This window comes from Pseudomonas sp. GW458-11-26-14-LB4, assembly GCF_059423925.1.
This window is the reverse complement of the sequence record NZ_JBWKYU010000027.1, coordinates 1-14,672: the sequence shown is the minus strand read 5'-3', so window position 1 is coordinate 14,672 and position 14,672 is coordinate 1. Positions and strand designations below refer to the sequence as shown.

14 protein-coding genes are annotated in these 14,672 nt (G+C 58.1%); 7 read left to right on the top strand and 7 right to left on the bottom strand.

Going from position 1 to position 14,672, the window contains the following annotated elements:
- Window positions 1–99 precede the first annotated feature (99 nt).
- Window positions 100–705: a LuxR C-terminal-related transcriptional regulator gene (locus tag AC07XZ_RS26625; RefSeq protein ID WP_102688313.1), complete on the top strand. Its 606-nt coding sequence runs from the start codon at window positions 100–102 to the stop codon at window positions 703–705.
- Between the two features lie 12 nt (window positions 706–717).
- Here the strand turns inward: AC07XZ_RS26625 and AC07XZ_RS26620 are convergent, their stop codons facing one another.
- A complete protein-coding gene (locus AC07XZ_RS26620) occupies window positions 718–993 on the bottom strand; it encodes a DUF2798 domain-containing protein (RefSeq protein ID WP_102688312.1) in 276 nt (91 codons plus the stop codon).
- Window positions 994–1,123: 130 nt separating this feature from the next.
- On the opposite strand from AC07XZ_RS26620, the gene AC07XZ_RS26615 reads away from it, so the two are divergent.
- Entirely contained in the window at window positions 1,124–2,044 is a 921-nt protein-coding gene (locus AC07XZ_RS26615; RefSeq protein ID WP_102688311.1) for a LysR family transcriptional regulator, read from the top strand.
- 3 nt (window positions 2,045–2,047) lie between these two features.
- Here the strand turns inward: AC07XZ_RS26615 and AC07XZ_RS26610 are convergent, their stop codons facing one another.
- The gene (locus AC07XZ_RS26610; RefSeq protein WP_085603035.1) at window positions 2,048–3,046 is read right to left on the bottom strand and encodes a bile acid:sodium symporter family protein; all 999 of its coding nucleotides are present in this window, start codon (window positions 3,044–3,046) and stop codon (window positions 2,048–2,050) included.
- A gap of 84 nt (window positions 3,047–3,130) precedes the next feature.
- Here AC07XZ_RS26610 and AC07XZ_RS26605 point away from each other — a divergent pair, with 84 nt between their 5' ends.
- Together AC07XZ_RS26605 and AC07XZ_RS26600 are read left to right on the top strand one after the other, a co-directional pair.
- On the top strand, window positions 3,131–3,919 hold the full coding sequence (locus AC07XZ_RS26605; RefSeq protein WP_102688310.1) for an AraC family transcriptional regulator: 789 nt from the start codon (window positions 3,131–3,133) through the stop codon (window positions 3,917–3,919).
- 138 nt (window positions 3,920–4,057) lie between these two features.
- Window positions 4,058–5,770 carry an amidase gene (locus AC07XZ_RS26600; protein ID WP_102688309.1) on the top strand — a complete coding sequence of 571 codons (1,713 nt, stop codon included), beginning with the start codon at window positions 4,058–4,060 and terminating at the stop codon, window positions 5,768–5,770.
- A gap of 37 nt (window positions 5,771–5,807) precedes the next feature.
- Here AC07XZ_RS26600 and AC07XZ_RS26595 read toward each other — a convergent pair whose 3' ends face one another.
- Window positions 5,808–6,758 (bottom strand): Dyp-type peroxidase, encoded by a 951-nt coding sequence (locus AC07XZ_RS26595; RefSeq protein ID WP_219733706.1) that lies wholly within the window; start codon window positions 6,756–6,758, stop codon window positions 5,808–5,810.
- A gap of 192 nt (window positions 6,759–6,950) precedes the next feature.
- Here AC07XZ_RS26595 and AC07XZ_RS26590 point away from each other — a divergent pair, with 192 nt between their 5' ends.
- A complete protein-coding gene (locus tag AC07XZ_RS26590) occupies window positions 6,951–7,928 on the top strand; it encodes a TerC family protein (RefSeq protein WP_085746219.1) in 978 nt (325 codons plus the stop codon).
- A 41-nt stretch (window positions 7,929–7,969) separates the two neighbouring features.
- Here the strand turns inward: AC07XZ_RS26590 and AC07XZ_RS26585 are convergent, their stop codons facing one another.
- Together AC07XZ_RS26585 and AC07XZ_RS26580 are read right to left on the bottom strand one after the other, a co-directional pair.
- Window positions 7,970–9,070 carry a polyamine ABC transporter substrate-binding protein gene (locus AC07XZ_RS26585; protein ID WP_102688308.1) on the bottom strand — a complete coding sequence of 367 codons (1,101 nt, stop codon included), beginning with the start codon at window positions 9,068–9,070 and terminating at the stop codon, window positions 7,970–7,972.
- A 252-nt stretch (window positions 9,071–9,322) separates the two neighbouring features.
- A complete protein-coding gene (locus tag AC07XZ_RS26580; protein WP_102688307.1) occupies window positions 9,323–10,729 on the bottom strand; it encodes a purine-cytosine permease family protein in 1,407 nt (468 codons plus the stop codon).
- 324 nt (window positions 10,730–11,053) lie between these two features.
- Between AC07XZ_RS26580 and AC07XZ_RS26575 the strand changes: the two genes are divergently transcribed.
- Both AC07XZ_RS26575 and AC07XZ_RS26570 read left to right on the top strand, forming a co-directional pair.
- Entirely contained in the window at window positions 11,054–11,539 is a 486-nt protein-coding gene (locus AC07XZ_RS26575) for a flavin reductase family protein (RefSeq protein ID WP_007950450.1), read from the top strand.
- Window positions 11,540–11,607: 68 nt separating this feature from the next.
- Window positions 11,608–12,651 (top strand): LLM class flavin-dependent oxidoreductase, encoded by a 1,044-nt coding sequence (locus tag AC07XZ_RS26570; protein ID WP_102688306.1) that lies wholly within the window; start codon window positions 11,608–11,610, stop codon window positions 12,649–12,651.
- 102 nt (window positions 12,652–12,753) lie between these two features.
- Here AC07XZ_RS26570 and AC07XZ_RS26565 read toward each other — a convergent pair whose 3' ends face one another.
- Window positions 12,754–13,062, bottom strand: coding sequence for a hypothetical protein (locus AC07XZ_RS26565; RefSeq protein ID WP_102719560.1), 309 nt, complete (start codon window positions 13,060–13,062; stop codon window positions 12,754–12,756).
- A 706-nt stretch (window positions 13,063–13,768) separates the two neighbouring features.
- A complete protein-coding gene (locus AC07XZ_RS26560; RefSeq protein ID WP_102688303.1) occupies window positions 13,769–14,212 on the bottom strand; it encodes a hypothetical protein in 444 nt (147 codons plus the stop codon).
- Window positions 14,213–14,672: the final 460 nt, after the last annotated feature.

Sequence of the window (14,672 nt, the reverse complement as noted above, 5' to 3'; positions counted from 1 at the left end):
GTGCAGCAGTCGTCATAAACGCACGAATCAACAGGCAATGCCTTCGCCCGATGCTAAGGTGCATGCCATGAGCAATGCAGACCCAGGGAGGGTTGCGCCATGGCGTGCCGAATCATCATAGCCGACGATCACCCGTTGTTTCGCGAAGCGTTGCTGCGCACCGTCCAGCGTCTGCTGCCCGAAGCCCTGATCGAAGAGGCCGGCGACCTCGACGCCGTGCTCGCCCTGCTGCCGGCCGGTGATGAGCCCGACACCTTGATCCTCGACCTGCGTTTTCCCGGCCTGACGTGTGTCAGCCAGCTCGCGGAACTGCGCCGGCGTTTGCCGCGAACCACCCTGATCGTGGTGTCGATGGTCGATGACGAAGCGCTGATCGGCGACGTCATGGCCGCCGGCATCGATGGTTTTATCGGCAAGAACATCGCACCCGATGAGATGGGTCAGGCGATCCGGGCGATTCGTGAAGGTGAGGTACTGGTGAAATTCGCCCCGTCCGGCCTGCTGCCGCTGGACACCGGCACCGCCCTCACCCCGCGTCAGCAAGAGGTGCTGCGGCTGATCGCCCAAGGCAAGACCAACAAGGAAATCGCCCGTGAACTGGATATTTCGCCGTTCACGGTGCGGATTCATGTGTCGTCGTTGCTGCGGGTGCTCAACGTGCCGTCGCGGGCAGCGGCGGCGGTGAAATACTCCGGGGCTTTGTAGCATGCCTCCAAATCAGGCGTGCGGGTGGACGGTCAGTGCGACCAGTTTCACCACAATCGGCCGGACCACGAGAATGCACAGAAATGCCACAGGCATCGCCAGTTTGTAGGCGTGCAGCGCATTGCTAAGGTAATCGGCATCAATTCCGAAATTGGAGGCGGTGATCACCAGCGACATCAGAAACGCCATGATTGTCGCCATGTACAACGCAAATACGTACGGCATGGAACGGGCAGACAGCTTGCGCGGGCTGAACGCCTTGGTTCTTGGGGATAGTCTCTGATTCATGTCAGTCCTTGTTGACCGAAGTGGATAGGCGCCGAGCACCCTAACAAGTCTGCCAAGCCGTAACTAGACTGATCGCCGTGAGCACTTTATAAACAAAATCTTATTAATTCGTCCTCGCCGGGATCCACGCATGAACCTCTTGGGTGCAATCGATTGTTTTATCAAAGTCGTTGAGGCGGGATCGATTGTCGGGGCCGCCAAAACCCTCGGGGTGAGTGCCGCCGCCGTCAGTCAGACCCTTGGTCGTCTTGAGAATCACCTCGACACACGCCTGCTGCAACGCACCACCCGCAGCATGGCGTTGACGGAGAGCGGTTCGGTGTATTTCGAGAAAGTAAAACGTATCGCGCTCGATCTGGAGTCCGCGCAGAGCGCCATCAGCCACGCGCAGACGCAACTCCAGGGACACTTGAGTATCGCCTCCACCGCCGGGTTCGGGCGCCATGTATTGGCCCCGGTCATTGCCGGTTTCGCCGAACGCTACCCGCAGTTGACGCTTGAGCTCTCGACGTCCGACCGCAAAATCAATCACCTCCACGAAGGTATCGACTTGAGTCTGCGCATTGAGCCGCAACTGGAAGACGGCATCATCGCGCGCAAGGTTGCGACGGTACCGTTCGTGATTTGCGCCAGCCCTGACTATCTGCAAAAGGCCGGTCGCCCGTCGACTCCGGCGGATCTTCAGCAACACGCCTGCCTGGCGTTTCGCTATCCGCTGGACGGACGGTTACTGCGCTGGTGGTTCATTGAGCAGGGTCAGCGCTTTGAGGCTGGGATCAATGCGACCGCCATCAGCGACGATATCGACGCCCTGGCGCAAATGGCTGCTCATGGTGCCGGGATCACCCGACTGGCGGAATTCGTTGCCGCGCCCTATCTGGAGAGTGGTCAACTGGTCTCTTTATTCGAACCGGGCGGCTCGACCTTTGCCAGCGCCGCGCCGCTCGAGATCTATGCCTGTGTGCAGGAGCGCGCCGCCATGACTTCCAAGGTCAAGGCCTTCACCGAATTTTTGCAGGAGTTCCTGCATACCCGCTGGCCCGCTCGATGAGGATCAAGGATCAACCTGCGCCATCAGTTCAGGCACCGATTCCTGGCGTTTCGCATAGCGCTGCGCCAGCACTGCGCAGACCATCAGTTGAATCTGATGGAACAGCATCAGCGGCAGAATCAGCACGCCAATCGTGCTGCCGGCGAACAACACCTGCGCCATCGGCACACCGGTGGCCAGGCTCTTTTTCGAGCCGCAGAACAGAATGGTGATGCGGTCTTCCAGATTGAAACCGAACAGTTTGCCCAGCACTGTGGACGCCAGCAGCACAAGCGCCAGCAGGACGCAGCACGCCACGACCAGCCCCAGCAGTTCGATCACCGGAATCTGGTGCCAGATGCCCTCGTTCACCGCTTCGCTGAACGCACCGTAGACCACCAGCAGAATCGAGCCCTGATCGACGAACTTCAGCCAGTTCTTGTTGCGACCGACCCAGGCGCCGATCCAGCGACGGGCGATCTGACCGGCAATGAACGGCAGCAGCAGTTGCACACTGATTTTCACGATTGCGTCGAGGGTCGAGCCGCCGTCGCCGTGGACGTTCAGCAGCAGCGTCACCAGCAGCGGCGTGAGGAAAATCCCGAACAGGCTGGACGCCGCCGCGCTGCAGATCGCCGCCGGAATATTGCCCCGTGCCAGCGACGTGAAGGCAATCGCCGATTGCACCGTGGCCGGCAGCGCACACAGGTACAGCATGCCCATGTACAGCTGATCACCGATCAGCGGCGACAACAGCGGTTTGAGCGCCAGCCCCAGTAGCGGGAACAGGACAAAAGTCAGGCCGAACACCAGCAAATGCAGGCGCCAGTGGCCGGCGCCAGCGATGATCGATTCGCGAGACAGCTTGGCGCCGTGCAGGAAAAACAGCAGCGCGATGGCGATGTTGGTCAGCCAGCCGAAACCGGTCGCGACCTGGCCGCTGGCGGGCAGGAAGCTGGCCAGCAGCACCACGCCGATCAGGGTCAGGGTGAAGTTGTCGGGCAAAAATCGTGGGCGCGTCATGGTTTGTTCATCCGGGGGTTGCCAGTACGTGGCAGCGACTCTAACGTGACTGGAAATTACCGACTAACGCCGAAGAACCCACAGATGCCGCCAAAAGGACACGACAAGAGCGTCAGACGCAGCATTCCCGGGCTGCCCAGCCTGCCGCGTCCGCTGTACGGACGTACCGAATCTCTGCCCAATCGCGCGCTGACCCGCCGTCACAGTCATCCGTGGGTGCAGTTGTCCTACGCGATCCAGGGCGTGCTCGAAGTGCAGACCGCCGTCGGTCGTTTCGTTGCGCCGCCGGAGCGTGCGGTGTGGATTCCGGCGGGCATGCCGCATCGGGTATTCAGTTCGCCGCACACGGAAATGCGCAGCCTGTACATCGATTGCAGCGTCGCCAGTTGGGCACCGGAGCGGTGTCATGTGCTCGGCGTCAGTGATCTTTTGCGTGAGCTGATCCGGGCCTTCAGTCAGATACCTGTCGAATATGACCAGAGCGGCCCGCACGGGCGCCTGGCTCAGGTGATCCTCGATCAACTGGCCGAGGCGCCGCCCATCGATCTGATGCTGCCACTGCCGCAGGACAGTCGCTTGCGCCAGATCTATCAGAGCCTGGAGCAACATCCGGAACAGCAGACCACCCTGGCGCACTGGAGCGAAAAATTCGGCGTAACCGAGAAAACGCTGACTCGGCTGTTCCTGCGCGACACCGGTTTGACCTTCCGCACCTGGCGCCAGCGCCTGCGTCTGTTGGGTGCGCTGACACCGCTGGAACGCGGCGAACGCGTCACCGACGTGGCTTTGGCCTGTGGTTATGACTCGACCTCGGCGTTTATCGCGGCGTTTCGCCAACAGTTCGGTGAAACACCGGGAGAGTTTTTCCGATGAAATTAACCGATATTTATCGACTTTATGCATGCCATTGAGCAAATTTCAGGGTAGAGTTTCGCCCATCAAGAATCTTTGACATCTTTCGACGATAACAATGATCAACCACCCTTTAGCGAACCTGTCGGCGGTAACAGCATGATCGAAGTCACTGAAGTTTCCATTGCCCAATTGCGCGCGGCGCTCGAATCCGGCCAGACCACCGCGGTTGAACTGGTCCAGGCCTACCTGGCGCGCATCGACGCCTTTGACGGCCCGGACACCGCCACTGCCCTGAACGCAGTGATCGTGCGCAACCCTGAAGCACTGAAAGAAGCGCAAGCTTCCGATGCCCGTCGCGCCAAGGGCGAAACCCTCGGCCCGCTGGACGGCATCCCTTACACCGCCAAGGACAGCTATCTGGTCAAAGGCCTAACCGCCGCGTCCGGCAGCCCGGCCTTCGCCGATCTCGTTGCCCAGCGCGACGCGTTCACCATCGAGCGCCTGCGGGCGGGCGGTGCGATCTGCCTGGGCAAGACCAACATGCCGCCGATGGCCAATGGCGGGATGCAGCGTGGCGTCTATGGCCGCGCCGAAAGCCCGTACAACGCTGACTACCTGACCGCGCCGTTTGCTTCCGGCTCGTCGAACGGTGCCGGCACTGCCACCGCTGCAAGCTTCTCGGCATTTGGTCTGGCGGAAGAAACCTGGTCGAGCGGTCGCGGCCCTGCCTCGAACAACGGCCTGTGCGCCTACACCCCGTCGCGCGGGGTAATTTCGGTACGCGGCAACTGGCCGCTGACGCCGACCATGGACGTGGTGGTGCCGTACGCCCGCACCATGGCCGACCTGCTGGAAGTGCTCGACGTAGTCGTCGCCGAAGACACCGACACCCGTGGCGACCTGTGGCGCCTGCAACCCTGGGTGCCGATCCCGAGCGTCGCCTCGGTGCGCCCTGCTTCCTACCTTGAACTCGCCGTGAAAAGTGATGCACTGGCCGGCAAACGCCTGGGCGTGCCGCGCATGTACATCAACGCCGACCCGGAGGCCGGCACCAGCGACGAGCCGGGCATCGGCGGCCCGACCGGGCAACGCATCAACACCCGCGCTTCGGTGATCGATTTGTGGAAACAGGCGCGTCAGGCCCTCGAAGCCGCCGGCGCCGAAGTGATTGAAGTGGATTTCCCGCTGGTCTCCAACTGCGAAGGCGATCGTCCGGGTGCGCCGACCGTGTTCAATCGCGGCATCGTCTCCAAAGAGTTCATGCACCACGAACTGTGGGACCTGTCGGCCTGGGCCTTCGATGATTTCCTGCGCGCCAACGGCGACCCGAAACTCAACCGTCTGGCAGACGTCGACGGGCCGAAAATCTTCCCGCACGACCCGGGCACCCTGCCCAACCGTGAAGGCGACCTCGCTGCCGGCATGGACGAATACGTGCGCATGGCCGAACGCGGCATCACGCCGTGGGATCAGATCCCGACGTTGCCGGACGGCCTGCGCGGTCTGGAGAAGACCCGCAAGCTCGACCTCGAAGACTGGATGGATAAACTCGGCCTCGACGCTGTGCTGTTCCCAACCAACGCCGACGTGGGTCCGGCCGACGCTGACGTCAACCCGGCTTCGGCGGACATCGCCTGGAGCAACGGCATCTGGGTCGCCAACGGCAACCTCGCAATCCGCCACCTCGGCGTGCCGACCGTCACCGTGCCGATGGGCGTGATGGCCGACATCGGCATGCCGGTGGGATTGACGTTTGCCGGTCGCGCCTATGACGACTCGACGTTGCTGCGTCTGGCAGCGGCGTTTGAGGCGACCGGTTCCAGGCGTCTGGTGCCACCACGCACGCCAGCGCTGGCGGCAGGCAAGTAAATGCAAAACGGCGGGATCGATTGATCCCGCCGTTTTTTTATCGCTCTGCCAACTCTTCCAGCAAATCCGCCGAAGGCACGAAAAACAGACTGCCGGTGACCGCCGTGCTGAAGTCCAGCAACCGGTCGTAGTTGCCCGGCGGCTTGCCGACAAACATGTTCTCCAGCATCTGTTCCAGCGGCTCCGGCGAACGCGCGTAGCCAATGAAATAAGTGCCGAACTCCCCCGCACCGGGCCGGCCGAACGGCATATTGTCGCGCAGGATTTTCACCTCTTCGCCGTCCTTGGTGATGGTCGTCAGCGCGCTGTGGGAATTGCTCGGTTTGACCGAATCATCCAGTTCGATATCGGACAGTTTGGTGCGCCCGATCACCCGTTCCTGAGCTTCGACCGGCAACTCATTCCATGCCTTCATGTTGTGCAGATACTTCTGCACCAGCACGTAACTGCCACCACTAAACACCTGATCTTCATCGCCCACGAGGGTGAAATGCTCGGCCTTTCGGCCGACCGGATTTTCCGTGCCGTCGACAAAACCGATGATGCTGCGCATGTCGAAATAGCGGAAACCCTGCACCTCGTCGGTCACCGTCACGGCGCCATCCAGCGCCGACAGCAACTGCGTCGCCAGCTCGAAACACAGATCCATCTGATCGGCACGAATGTGCAGCAACAGATCGCCAGGAGTGGAAACAGCGCGGCGCCCTTCCACACCGAACTCGCGAAAGTCATGCAAGGACGCCGGGCGCGGACTGCCGAACAGGCGATCCCAGGCGCTGGACGAAAAACCACAGACGCAGGATAGGTTGCCCGAAGGAACGCGCTTGCCAACCGAGCGCGTCAGCCCTGCGATATCGGCGCACCAGCCGCGGACTTTTTCGGCGGCTTCGGCCTCGGCGTTTAGGGTCGCCACGATGAATATGGCAGCGCTGGTGATCGGGCTGCAGACGGCTTGAGGATCTGGCGTGTCGATGATCGTAGCTCCCAAAGTGGTGGACTGACTCGACAGCGAGGTTAGCAAAGAAGTGCTGAATGAAGTATTACCCGCGCTCTGCCCGTGTCGACCGACACTTCGTTATTCACGAACAATACCCACGAAATAAACGATTTTTCTTTGCCGGAAGGCTCCTACTAGCATGGCCCCGTCTACCCCGAAAAACATAAAGACAGGGAGAACGGCATGCACCCCATCAACATCGGCGAACCCTGGATGTGGGTCGCCTTCATCGTTTTTGTCCTCGCCATGCTGGCCGTCGACCTGTTCGTCTTCGGTGGGCGCAAGGCGCATCGGGTTTCGGTACGGGAAGCCTCATCCTGGGTGATCGCCTGGTGCATGCTGGCGATGGCCTTCGCCGGGTTGCTCTGGTGGTATCTCAACGGCGAATTCGGGCCCGAAATCGCCAAGGTCAAGACCCTGGAATTCCTCACCGGTTACCTGATCGAGCAGTCGCTTTCGATCGACAACATGTTCGTCTTCGTGATGATCTTCAGCTACTTCGCCGTGCCGCCGGAGTTGCAGCGCCGGGTGCTGCTGTACGGCGTGCTCGGGGCGATCGTGATGCGCGCAGCGATGATCTTTGCCGGCGTATGGCTGGTATCGCAGTTCACCTGGCTGCTGTATGTGTTCGGCGTGTTCCTGATCATCACCGGGATCAAGATGCTGGTGTTCGCCGAGCAGCAACCGGACCTCGATAACAACCCGCTCCTGCGCTGGGTGCGCGGGCATCTGCGGATCACCAACGGCTTTCACGGCGAGCGTTTTTTCGTGCTGCAGAACGGTGTGCGCTGGGCCACGCCGATGTTTCTGGTATTGGTGCTGATCGAGGCCAGCGACCTGATGTTCGCGGTCGACAGCATCCCGGCGATTTTCGCGGTGACCACCGATCCTTTCATCATTTTCACCTCGAACATCTTCGCAATCATGGGGCTGCGGGCACTGTACTTTTTGCTGGCGGACATGGCCGACCGTTTTCATCTGCTCAAGTATGGGCTGGCGCTGGTGCTGGTGTTCATCGGCGGGAAAATGACGGTGATGCCGTGGTTTCACATGCCGGTGGAGTGGTCGCTGGCGATTGTTGGCGGGCTAATTCTGGCGTCGGTGGTGCTGAGTCTGATCCTGACGAAGGACAAGTCGCCTGAAGAAAGTCAGGCGAAATAACGGCCGAGGGAGCGAACGGATTCGCTCCCTCGGCTTTGAGCTTATTTATCCGACTTGATACTGGTCCACACCCGGGTCCGCACCCGCTCCAGTTTCTGCGGCAACGGCTGCACCACGTAAAGTTTCTTCAGCGCTTCGCTGGTCGGTGTCAGGTTCGGATTGCCGGTGATTTCCTTGTTGATCAGCGGCAGCGAATCCTTGTTGGCATTCGGGTAGCCGAGGAAGTCGCTGATCGAAGCGATGACCTTCGGATCGAGCAGGGTGTTGAGGAACTCGTGGGCCTCTTCGACGTTCTTCGCGCTCTTCGGAATGGCGAAGGTGTCGAACCAGATCGGCGCGCCTTCCTTCGGCAGGCGCCAGTCGACCACCACGCCGTTGCCCGCCTCTTTGGCGCGGTTGCCGAACTGGTAGAAGCTGCCGGAGTAACCGATGGCCACGCAGATGTCGCCGTTGGCGATGTCGGTCATGTACTTGGCCGAGTTGAAGTAGGTGACGTAAGGGCGAACCTTGAGCATCAGGTCCTTAGCTTTCTCATAGTCGGCCGGGTTCTGGCTGTTCGGGTCCAGGCCCAGGTAATGCAGGGCCAGCGGCAGGATTTCCGATGGCGAATCGAGCATCGCCACGCCACATGATTTCAGCTTCTCCATGTTCTCCGGTTTAAACACCAGATCCCAACTGTCTACTGGCGCATTCTCGCCGAGCGCCGCCTTGACCTTGGCCGGGTTGAAACCGATCAGCACCGTGCCGACCATGTAGGGCACGCCGTACTGGTTGCCGGGGTCGTTGGCGTCGAGCAGCTTGAGCAGCGCCGGGTCCTGGTGACTCCAGTTCGGCAACTTGGACTTGTCGAGTTTCTGGAACACGCCGGCCTTGATCTGGGTATCGAGGAACTGGTTCGACGGCACCACCAGGTCATAGCCGGAGTTGCCGGTCAGCAGTTTGGCTTCGAGGGATTCGTTGGTGTCGAAGGTGTCCCAGGTCACTTTGATGTTGCTTTTGGCGGCGAAATCCTTGGGCACCGACGGCAGGATGTAATCCGCCCAGTTGTACACCCGCAGTTCGCGCTGTTCGGCCTGTACGGCGCTGACCAGCAGCGTCAGCCCGCAAACAGTAGCGCCCAGAATGCGTTTCATCGTGACCATGTTGTGTTTCCCCGAATGCAGCGTGAGTCGATGGTTTTTATGTTCTGTACACGGCAGCGGCTTGCAAATCAGCCAAGGGCAAGGAAGGTGCAGCATTTTGTTGTGGCTTCGATTCTTGCTGACAGCGTAGACGCGGCACAGTAGCCCGTTGGCCAAAAGGGGATCGAAACGGCCAATTTGCATGACCGCCGGGATGCGGAAACAACAATGCCCGACGAAGTGCCGGGCATTGTTTGAGCAGCCTGCGAAGGATCAGTCGGTAAAACCCAACCGCGCCGCCCTGCTCTGCTGGGTCTGTCCACGGGTCGCCAGGCAGTAATACAGCGGGCATGTCACGATCAGGCCGACCAGCCACGACAGGTCAGCACCGTCCACCAGATTGGCGTACGGCCCGACGTACAGCGACGTGTTGGCGAATGGCAGCTGCACGATGATGCCGATGAAGTAGGCAATGATCGCGTGCAGGTTGAAGCGCCCATAAATGCCGCCATCAGCGCGGAAGATCGAGGCGATGTCATAGCTGCCGCGCTTGATCAGGTAGAAGTCGATCAGGTTGATCGACGCCCACGGCACCAGCACCAGCAGCAACGCCAGAATTAATCCGATGAATTCGGAAATGAAATCCGCCGACGCGCCCAGCGCTACAACGCAGCATCCCGCCAGCACCACGCTCGACAGGATCACCCGCACCTTGATGCTCGGCGTCCACTGGCTGGCGAAGGTCTGGATCGAGGTGATGATCGACAGTACCGCGCCATACAGATTCAGCGCGTTATGGCTGATGATGTTGAGCAGGAACAGCACCATCAGAATTGGCCCCAGCCAACCGGTGGACTGCTTGACCGCCGCCATCGCCTCGGTGCCTTCCGGGGTCGCCAACACCGCCACCGTGCCGAAGGTGAACGACAGAATCGTGCCCAGCGTGGCGCCCAGATAAGTCGCGATAAATGGTCTGCCTATCCCGATGTCCGCTGGCAGGTAACGGGAATAGTCCGAGACGTACGGCGAAAAGCTGATCTGCCAGATGATCCCCAGCGATACCGTCGCCAGCCATCCCGAGAGATTGAAGCTGCCACGGGTAAAGAAGTCCGCCGGCAACTCATGGGCAAAGATGTAGATGAACCCGGCCAGCAGCGCACTGCCCATCACCCAAGTGCCGATGCGGTTGAGCGTGTGGATGAAGTTGTAGCCAATCACGCCAATGGCCGTGGCGCTGAGGGCGCCGATCAGAATGCTCAACGGCGCCGGCACCGACGGCGCAATACCGACGATGGATTTGCCGGCCAGCACGATGTTGGAAATGAAGAAGCCGATATAGATGATCGCCGCGAAGAACACGATCAACAGCGCACCGTAACGCCCGAACTGGCCACGGCTCTGGACCATTTGCGGAATGCCCATGCGCGGGCCTTGCGCCGACGCCAGGGCGATCACCACCCCGCCGATCATGTGCCCCAGCGCAATCGCCAGCAGCCCCCAGAACAGGTCGAGATGAAACACCTGGACCACCATGGCGCCGGTGACGATGGGCAGTGGCGCAATGTTGGTGCTGAACCAAAGGGTGAACAGGTCGCGGGCCTTCCCGTGGCGTTCCGCGAGTGGGACGTAGTCGACCGTGTGATTCTCGATCAACGGATCTTGCCGGGACATCTGGGACATATAAATGAACTCGATTGGGTCTGTTCTTATCGTTGTATGAAGCCAAACCGGGGTGCTTCGTGGCCGCCCCTCAGATGCAGACCATATTATGGTATTCCAACATTTTCACAAGACTGATCCGCTGTTTGCGACGGCATCTGATCCGGCATCCTCCCTGATACCCAGCGTTCACGGCTACAGCAAAGCCCCGTAAATGCTGAGTTTCCGACGGATGAACCACGTTTATCGTTTCACCAAAAAAGCGCTTGCAATCGATGTATTACGGTATACCATCAGACCCATAAACACATAAAAACACGCTTCACCGCACTCGAGGATTGACCAATGATCGATGCTGCCGTCTACAAACAAGTCATGGGCTCGTTCCCGTCCGGCGTTACCGTCATCACCACGCTGGATGACGACGGCCAGATCGTCGGTCTGACCGCCAGCGCCTTCAGCTCGCTGTCGATGGACCCGGCCCTGGTGCTGTTCTGCCCCAACTACAGTTCCGATTCCTACCCTGTCCTGATCAAGAACAAACGCTTTGCCATTCACGTCCTGTCCGGCGGTCAGCAAAGCGAAGCCTACGCGTTCGCCCGCAAAGGCAAGGACAAGGCGCAGGGCATCGAATGGACGCTGAGCGAACTGGGCAACCCGATCCTGGCCAACGCGACAGCTATCATCGAATGTGAGCTGTGGCGCGAATACGAAGGCGGCGACCACGCGATCATGGTCGGCGCGGTGAAAAACCTCATCGTCCCTCAGCAAGACGCCGGCCCGCTGGTGTATTGCCACGGCAAGATGGGCGCCCTGCCCGCCTTCGCCTGACCCGCACGATTGCACTTAAACAGGCCGGCAAGCGACCGGCCGACTCCCAAGAGATTCGAGGTAGTGTCATGAAATTTTCCCTGTTCGTACACATGGAGCGCTGGGACGAAAGCGTCAGCCACCGTCAACTGTTCGAAGACCTGACCGAACTGACGTTGATGGCCGAGGCCGGCGGTTTCAGCACCGTGTGGATCGGCGAACACCACGCGATGGAATACACCATCTCGCCGAGCCCGATGCCGCTGCTGGCCTACCTCGCGGCCAAGACCACCACCATTCACCTGGGCGCCGGCACCATCATCGCGCCGTTCTGGCACCCGCTGCGGGTCGCCGGTGAATGCGCCTTGCTCGACGTGATCAGCAATGGCCGGATGGAAGTGGGCCTGGCGCGTGGCGCCTATCAGGTGGAATTCGATCGCATGGCCGGCGGCATGCCCGCCTCAAGCGGTGGTCAAGCGCTGCGGGAAATGGTCCCGGTGGTGCGCGCGCTGTGGCAAGGCGACTACGCCCACAACGGCGAGATCTGGAAATTCCCCACCTCCACCAGCGTGCCGAAACCGATCCAGAAGCCAAACCCGCCGATGTGGATCGCCGCCCGCGACCCGGACTCGCACAACTTCGCCGTGGCCAACGGCTGCAACGTCATGGTCACGCCGTTGATGAAGGGCGACGAAGAAGTCCTAGACCTGAAGAACAAGTTCCAGACTGCGCTGGACAACAATCCGGATGTACCGCGTCCGCAATTGATGGTGCTGCGTCATACCCACGTGCATTCAGTGGATGACCCGGAAGGCTGGAAGGTTGGCGCGAAAGCCATCTCACGTTTCTATCGCACGTTCGATGCGTGGTTCGGCAACAAGGAAGTGCCGGTGAACGGCTTCCTGGCACCAAGTCCGGAAGAGAAGTTTGCCGGGCGGCCGGAGTTTGAACTGGAGAGCCTGCACAAGACCGCCATGATCGGCACGCCGGAAGAGATAATTCCGCGGATCAAGTACTACCAGGAACTTGGAGTGGATGAGTTCAGTTTCTGGTGCGACAACAGTTTGCCGCATGCGGAGAAGAAGAAGTCGCTGGAGTTGTTTATCAAGCATGTGGTGCCGGCGTTCAGATAGACCTGCCGCCCGGCATACAAAAACGCCCCGAGATGTTCGGGGCGTTTTCGTATGCGGTTCAGCTCAGGGATGGAGACAACGATGACTCTGCCGGATCAGTCGCTAATACTGGTAATCCAGAAAGAAAAATACGGCGTATAGAAAGAAGGCAAAGGCTGCCAACGCAGCACGCCACTCGGGATCTGCATCTCTTCCCAACCCACCCGGGGCAATGGAAATGCTCGCACCGCAGAAGTAGCAATAGACCCCCTGCGCAAACCACAGCTGAACCGCGAGCACAGTGAAAAAACGTCCCCAACTGCCATTGAACTGAAAATAACCATTTATGAGTGCCGCCGCCAACAAGGCAACACCTACACCGTGGCGATATTTGAAAAGCGCTGCAAATACGGAATTTGGGGGTTTACACATCAACCGCTCCATTAGCAGGATCGTGCCTGGGGTCTCGTTCCCAATAATGATGAAGAAAAGAACCGCCTCTTTTCATCTTTCCTTTCAAACCCTATAACCCGCGGACCTCATCAGAGCAAGCACGGTCACATCAAATTGTTTGTCAGACATTCCTCTAATTGATCTGACGCTTTTCCAATGCCATATCGCAGGCAGAACCTTACTGTCCAAGCGATCAAATCTCGTCAGGAAAACATTAGCTAATTCATACTTATCCATACCGGGATCAGCCTCTAGCACCCTATTTAATACCGTGCTTGGCAGTTTTCCCTCCAAAATTTCCATTAAAAATTTTGCAGTTTCCGAGGGTGACATATGCATTCCCATCAAATGCTAAAAGCATGAAACAAAATGTTTTCAGAACAAGAGTAGCATATTTATTAAATAGAATACTCCCTCCCAAGCTAGACCGCCATCAGCTTTGGCTCAGGGGTCTAAAATCATCAATTGACATGTTTTTACTTTTCAATAAAGACACGACAAAACCCGAATCGGAAGCCATAAAGAATTCCAAAGCATCATAAACTTTCCAACGATGCACCTCTGGATGATCAATTATCGAGAAAACATACTGCTTTAGTGGCGCCACGTATTAACATAAAAAGAGGACAGGTTTATTAAATCAAATAAATCAGCACTCTTTTGATTTCTTCCTCTTTTGTTTTTATTAAGACAACTCAAACGCCGAACGAACATATTCAGTGAGACCGACCAAATCCTCGTACGCGGCCGGACCCAGTGCAGGCTCATGAATCGACAAATAGACGGCAGCAGTCAGATTTGATTTTGAAGCAAAATCACTTACTTCCCAGAGCCTGGTGGGGGCTATCATCCAGTTAGTTCCAGGCAAACCTTCGCGTGCATTACCAACAAGCGACCACGATATCTTTCCCTTGTAGTCCTCCACCGTACTCCGCAACTTTTCAATATCACTCTCTCTGATATCTCTGAATCTGAAAGCAATGAATGGAAGAAAAGCAGAATGGTCCTCCCTCTGCATCTTACTACCCACCATCACATCCGGATAACGCTGCCGATACTTACGCCACTCCAAATCACCGATATCAGCAATAACATTCAAAAGGCGACCTTCATCATTTTCAATCTTCATAACTCAAAGACCTTTTAAATTATCTGAAATCTTAACACCCTCAGGATTCATCCCCTTGATGTGCTGTTCCCAATCACATTTTGGAATCGGATTTGAAGACAGGCGCGGATCGTATACATAGCGAAAAGCGGTCAGATTTATTTGATTAAATAGTTCTGACAACTTTCTGCCCTCTTTTCTGCCCTTTATTGACCTAGACCGCCATTAGCTTTGACTCAGAGGGCTAAAATCATCAATAGACATATTTTTACTTTCAATAAAGACACGACAAACTCCGAATCGAAAGTCATAAAAAACTCCAGAGCATCATAAATTCTCCAACGATGCACATCTGGATGATCAATTATCGACAAAAACAAAAGGGGACAAAACAAAAGGGGACACCCATTAGCCGGTCTCAAGTCAAGGTTAAAAGCCACCGCGCCCTGCAGTTTTCAACTGCAGGGTTTGCTCTCCAACT

Coding starts and splice junctions, on each gene's coding strand:
- AC07XZ_RS26625 (WP_102688313.1), top strand. CDS start 100: ATGGCGTGCCGAATCATCATAGCCGACGATCACCCGTTGTTTCGCGAA.
- AC07XZ_RS26620 (WP_102688312.1), bottom strand. CDS start 993: ATGAATCAGAGACTATCCCCAAGAACCAAGGCGTTCAGCCCGCGCAAG.
- AC07XZ_RS26615 (WP_102688311.1), top strand. CDS start 1,124: ATGAACCTCTTGGGTGCAATCGATTGTTTTATCAAAGTCGTTGAGGCG.
- AC07XZ_RS26610 (WP_085603035.1), bottom strand. CDS start 3,046: ATGACGCGCCCACGATTTTTGCCCGACAACTTCACCCTGACCCTGATC.
- AC07XZ_RS26605 (WP_102688310.1), top strand. CDS start 3,131: ATGCCGCCAAAAGGACACGACAAGAGCGTCAGACGCAGCATTCCCGGG.
- AC07XZ_RS26600 (WP_102688309.1), top strand. CDS start 4,058: ATGATCGAAGTCACTGAAGTTTCCATTGCCCAATTGCGCGCGGCGCTC.
- AC07XZ_RS26590 (WP_085746219.1), top strand. CDS start 6,951: ATGCACCCCATCAACATCGGCGAACCCTGGATGTGGGTCGCCTTCATC.
- AC07XZ_RS26585 (WP_102688308.1), bottom strand. CDS start 9,070: ATGGTCACGATGAAACGCATTCTGGGCGCTACTGTTTGCGGGCTGACG.
- AC07XZ_RS26580 (WP_102688307.1), bottom strand. CDS start 10,729: ATGTCCCAGATGTCCCGGCAAGATCCGTTGATCGAGAATCACACGGTC.
- AC07XZ_RS26575 (WP_007950450.1), top strand. CDS start 11,054: ATGATCGATGCTGCCGTCTACAAACAAGTCATGGGCTCGTTCCCGTCC.
- AC07XZ_RS26570 (WP_102688306.1), top strand. CDS start 11,608: ATGAAATTTTCCCTGTTCGTACACATGGAGCGCTGGGACGAAAGCGTC.
- AC07XZ_RS26565 (WP_102719560.1), bottom strand. CDS start 13,062: ATGTGTAAACCCCCAAATTCCGTATTTGCAGCGCTTTTCAAATATCGC.
- AC07XZ_RS26560 (WP_102688303.1), bottom strand. CDS start 14,212: ATGAAGATTGAAAATGATGAAGGTCGCCTTTTGAATGTTATTGCTGAT.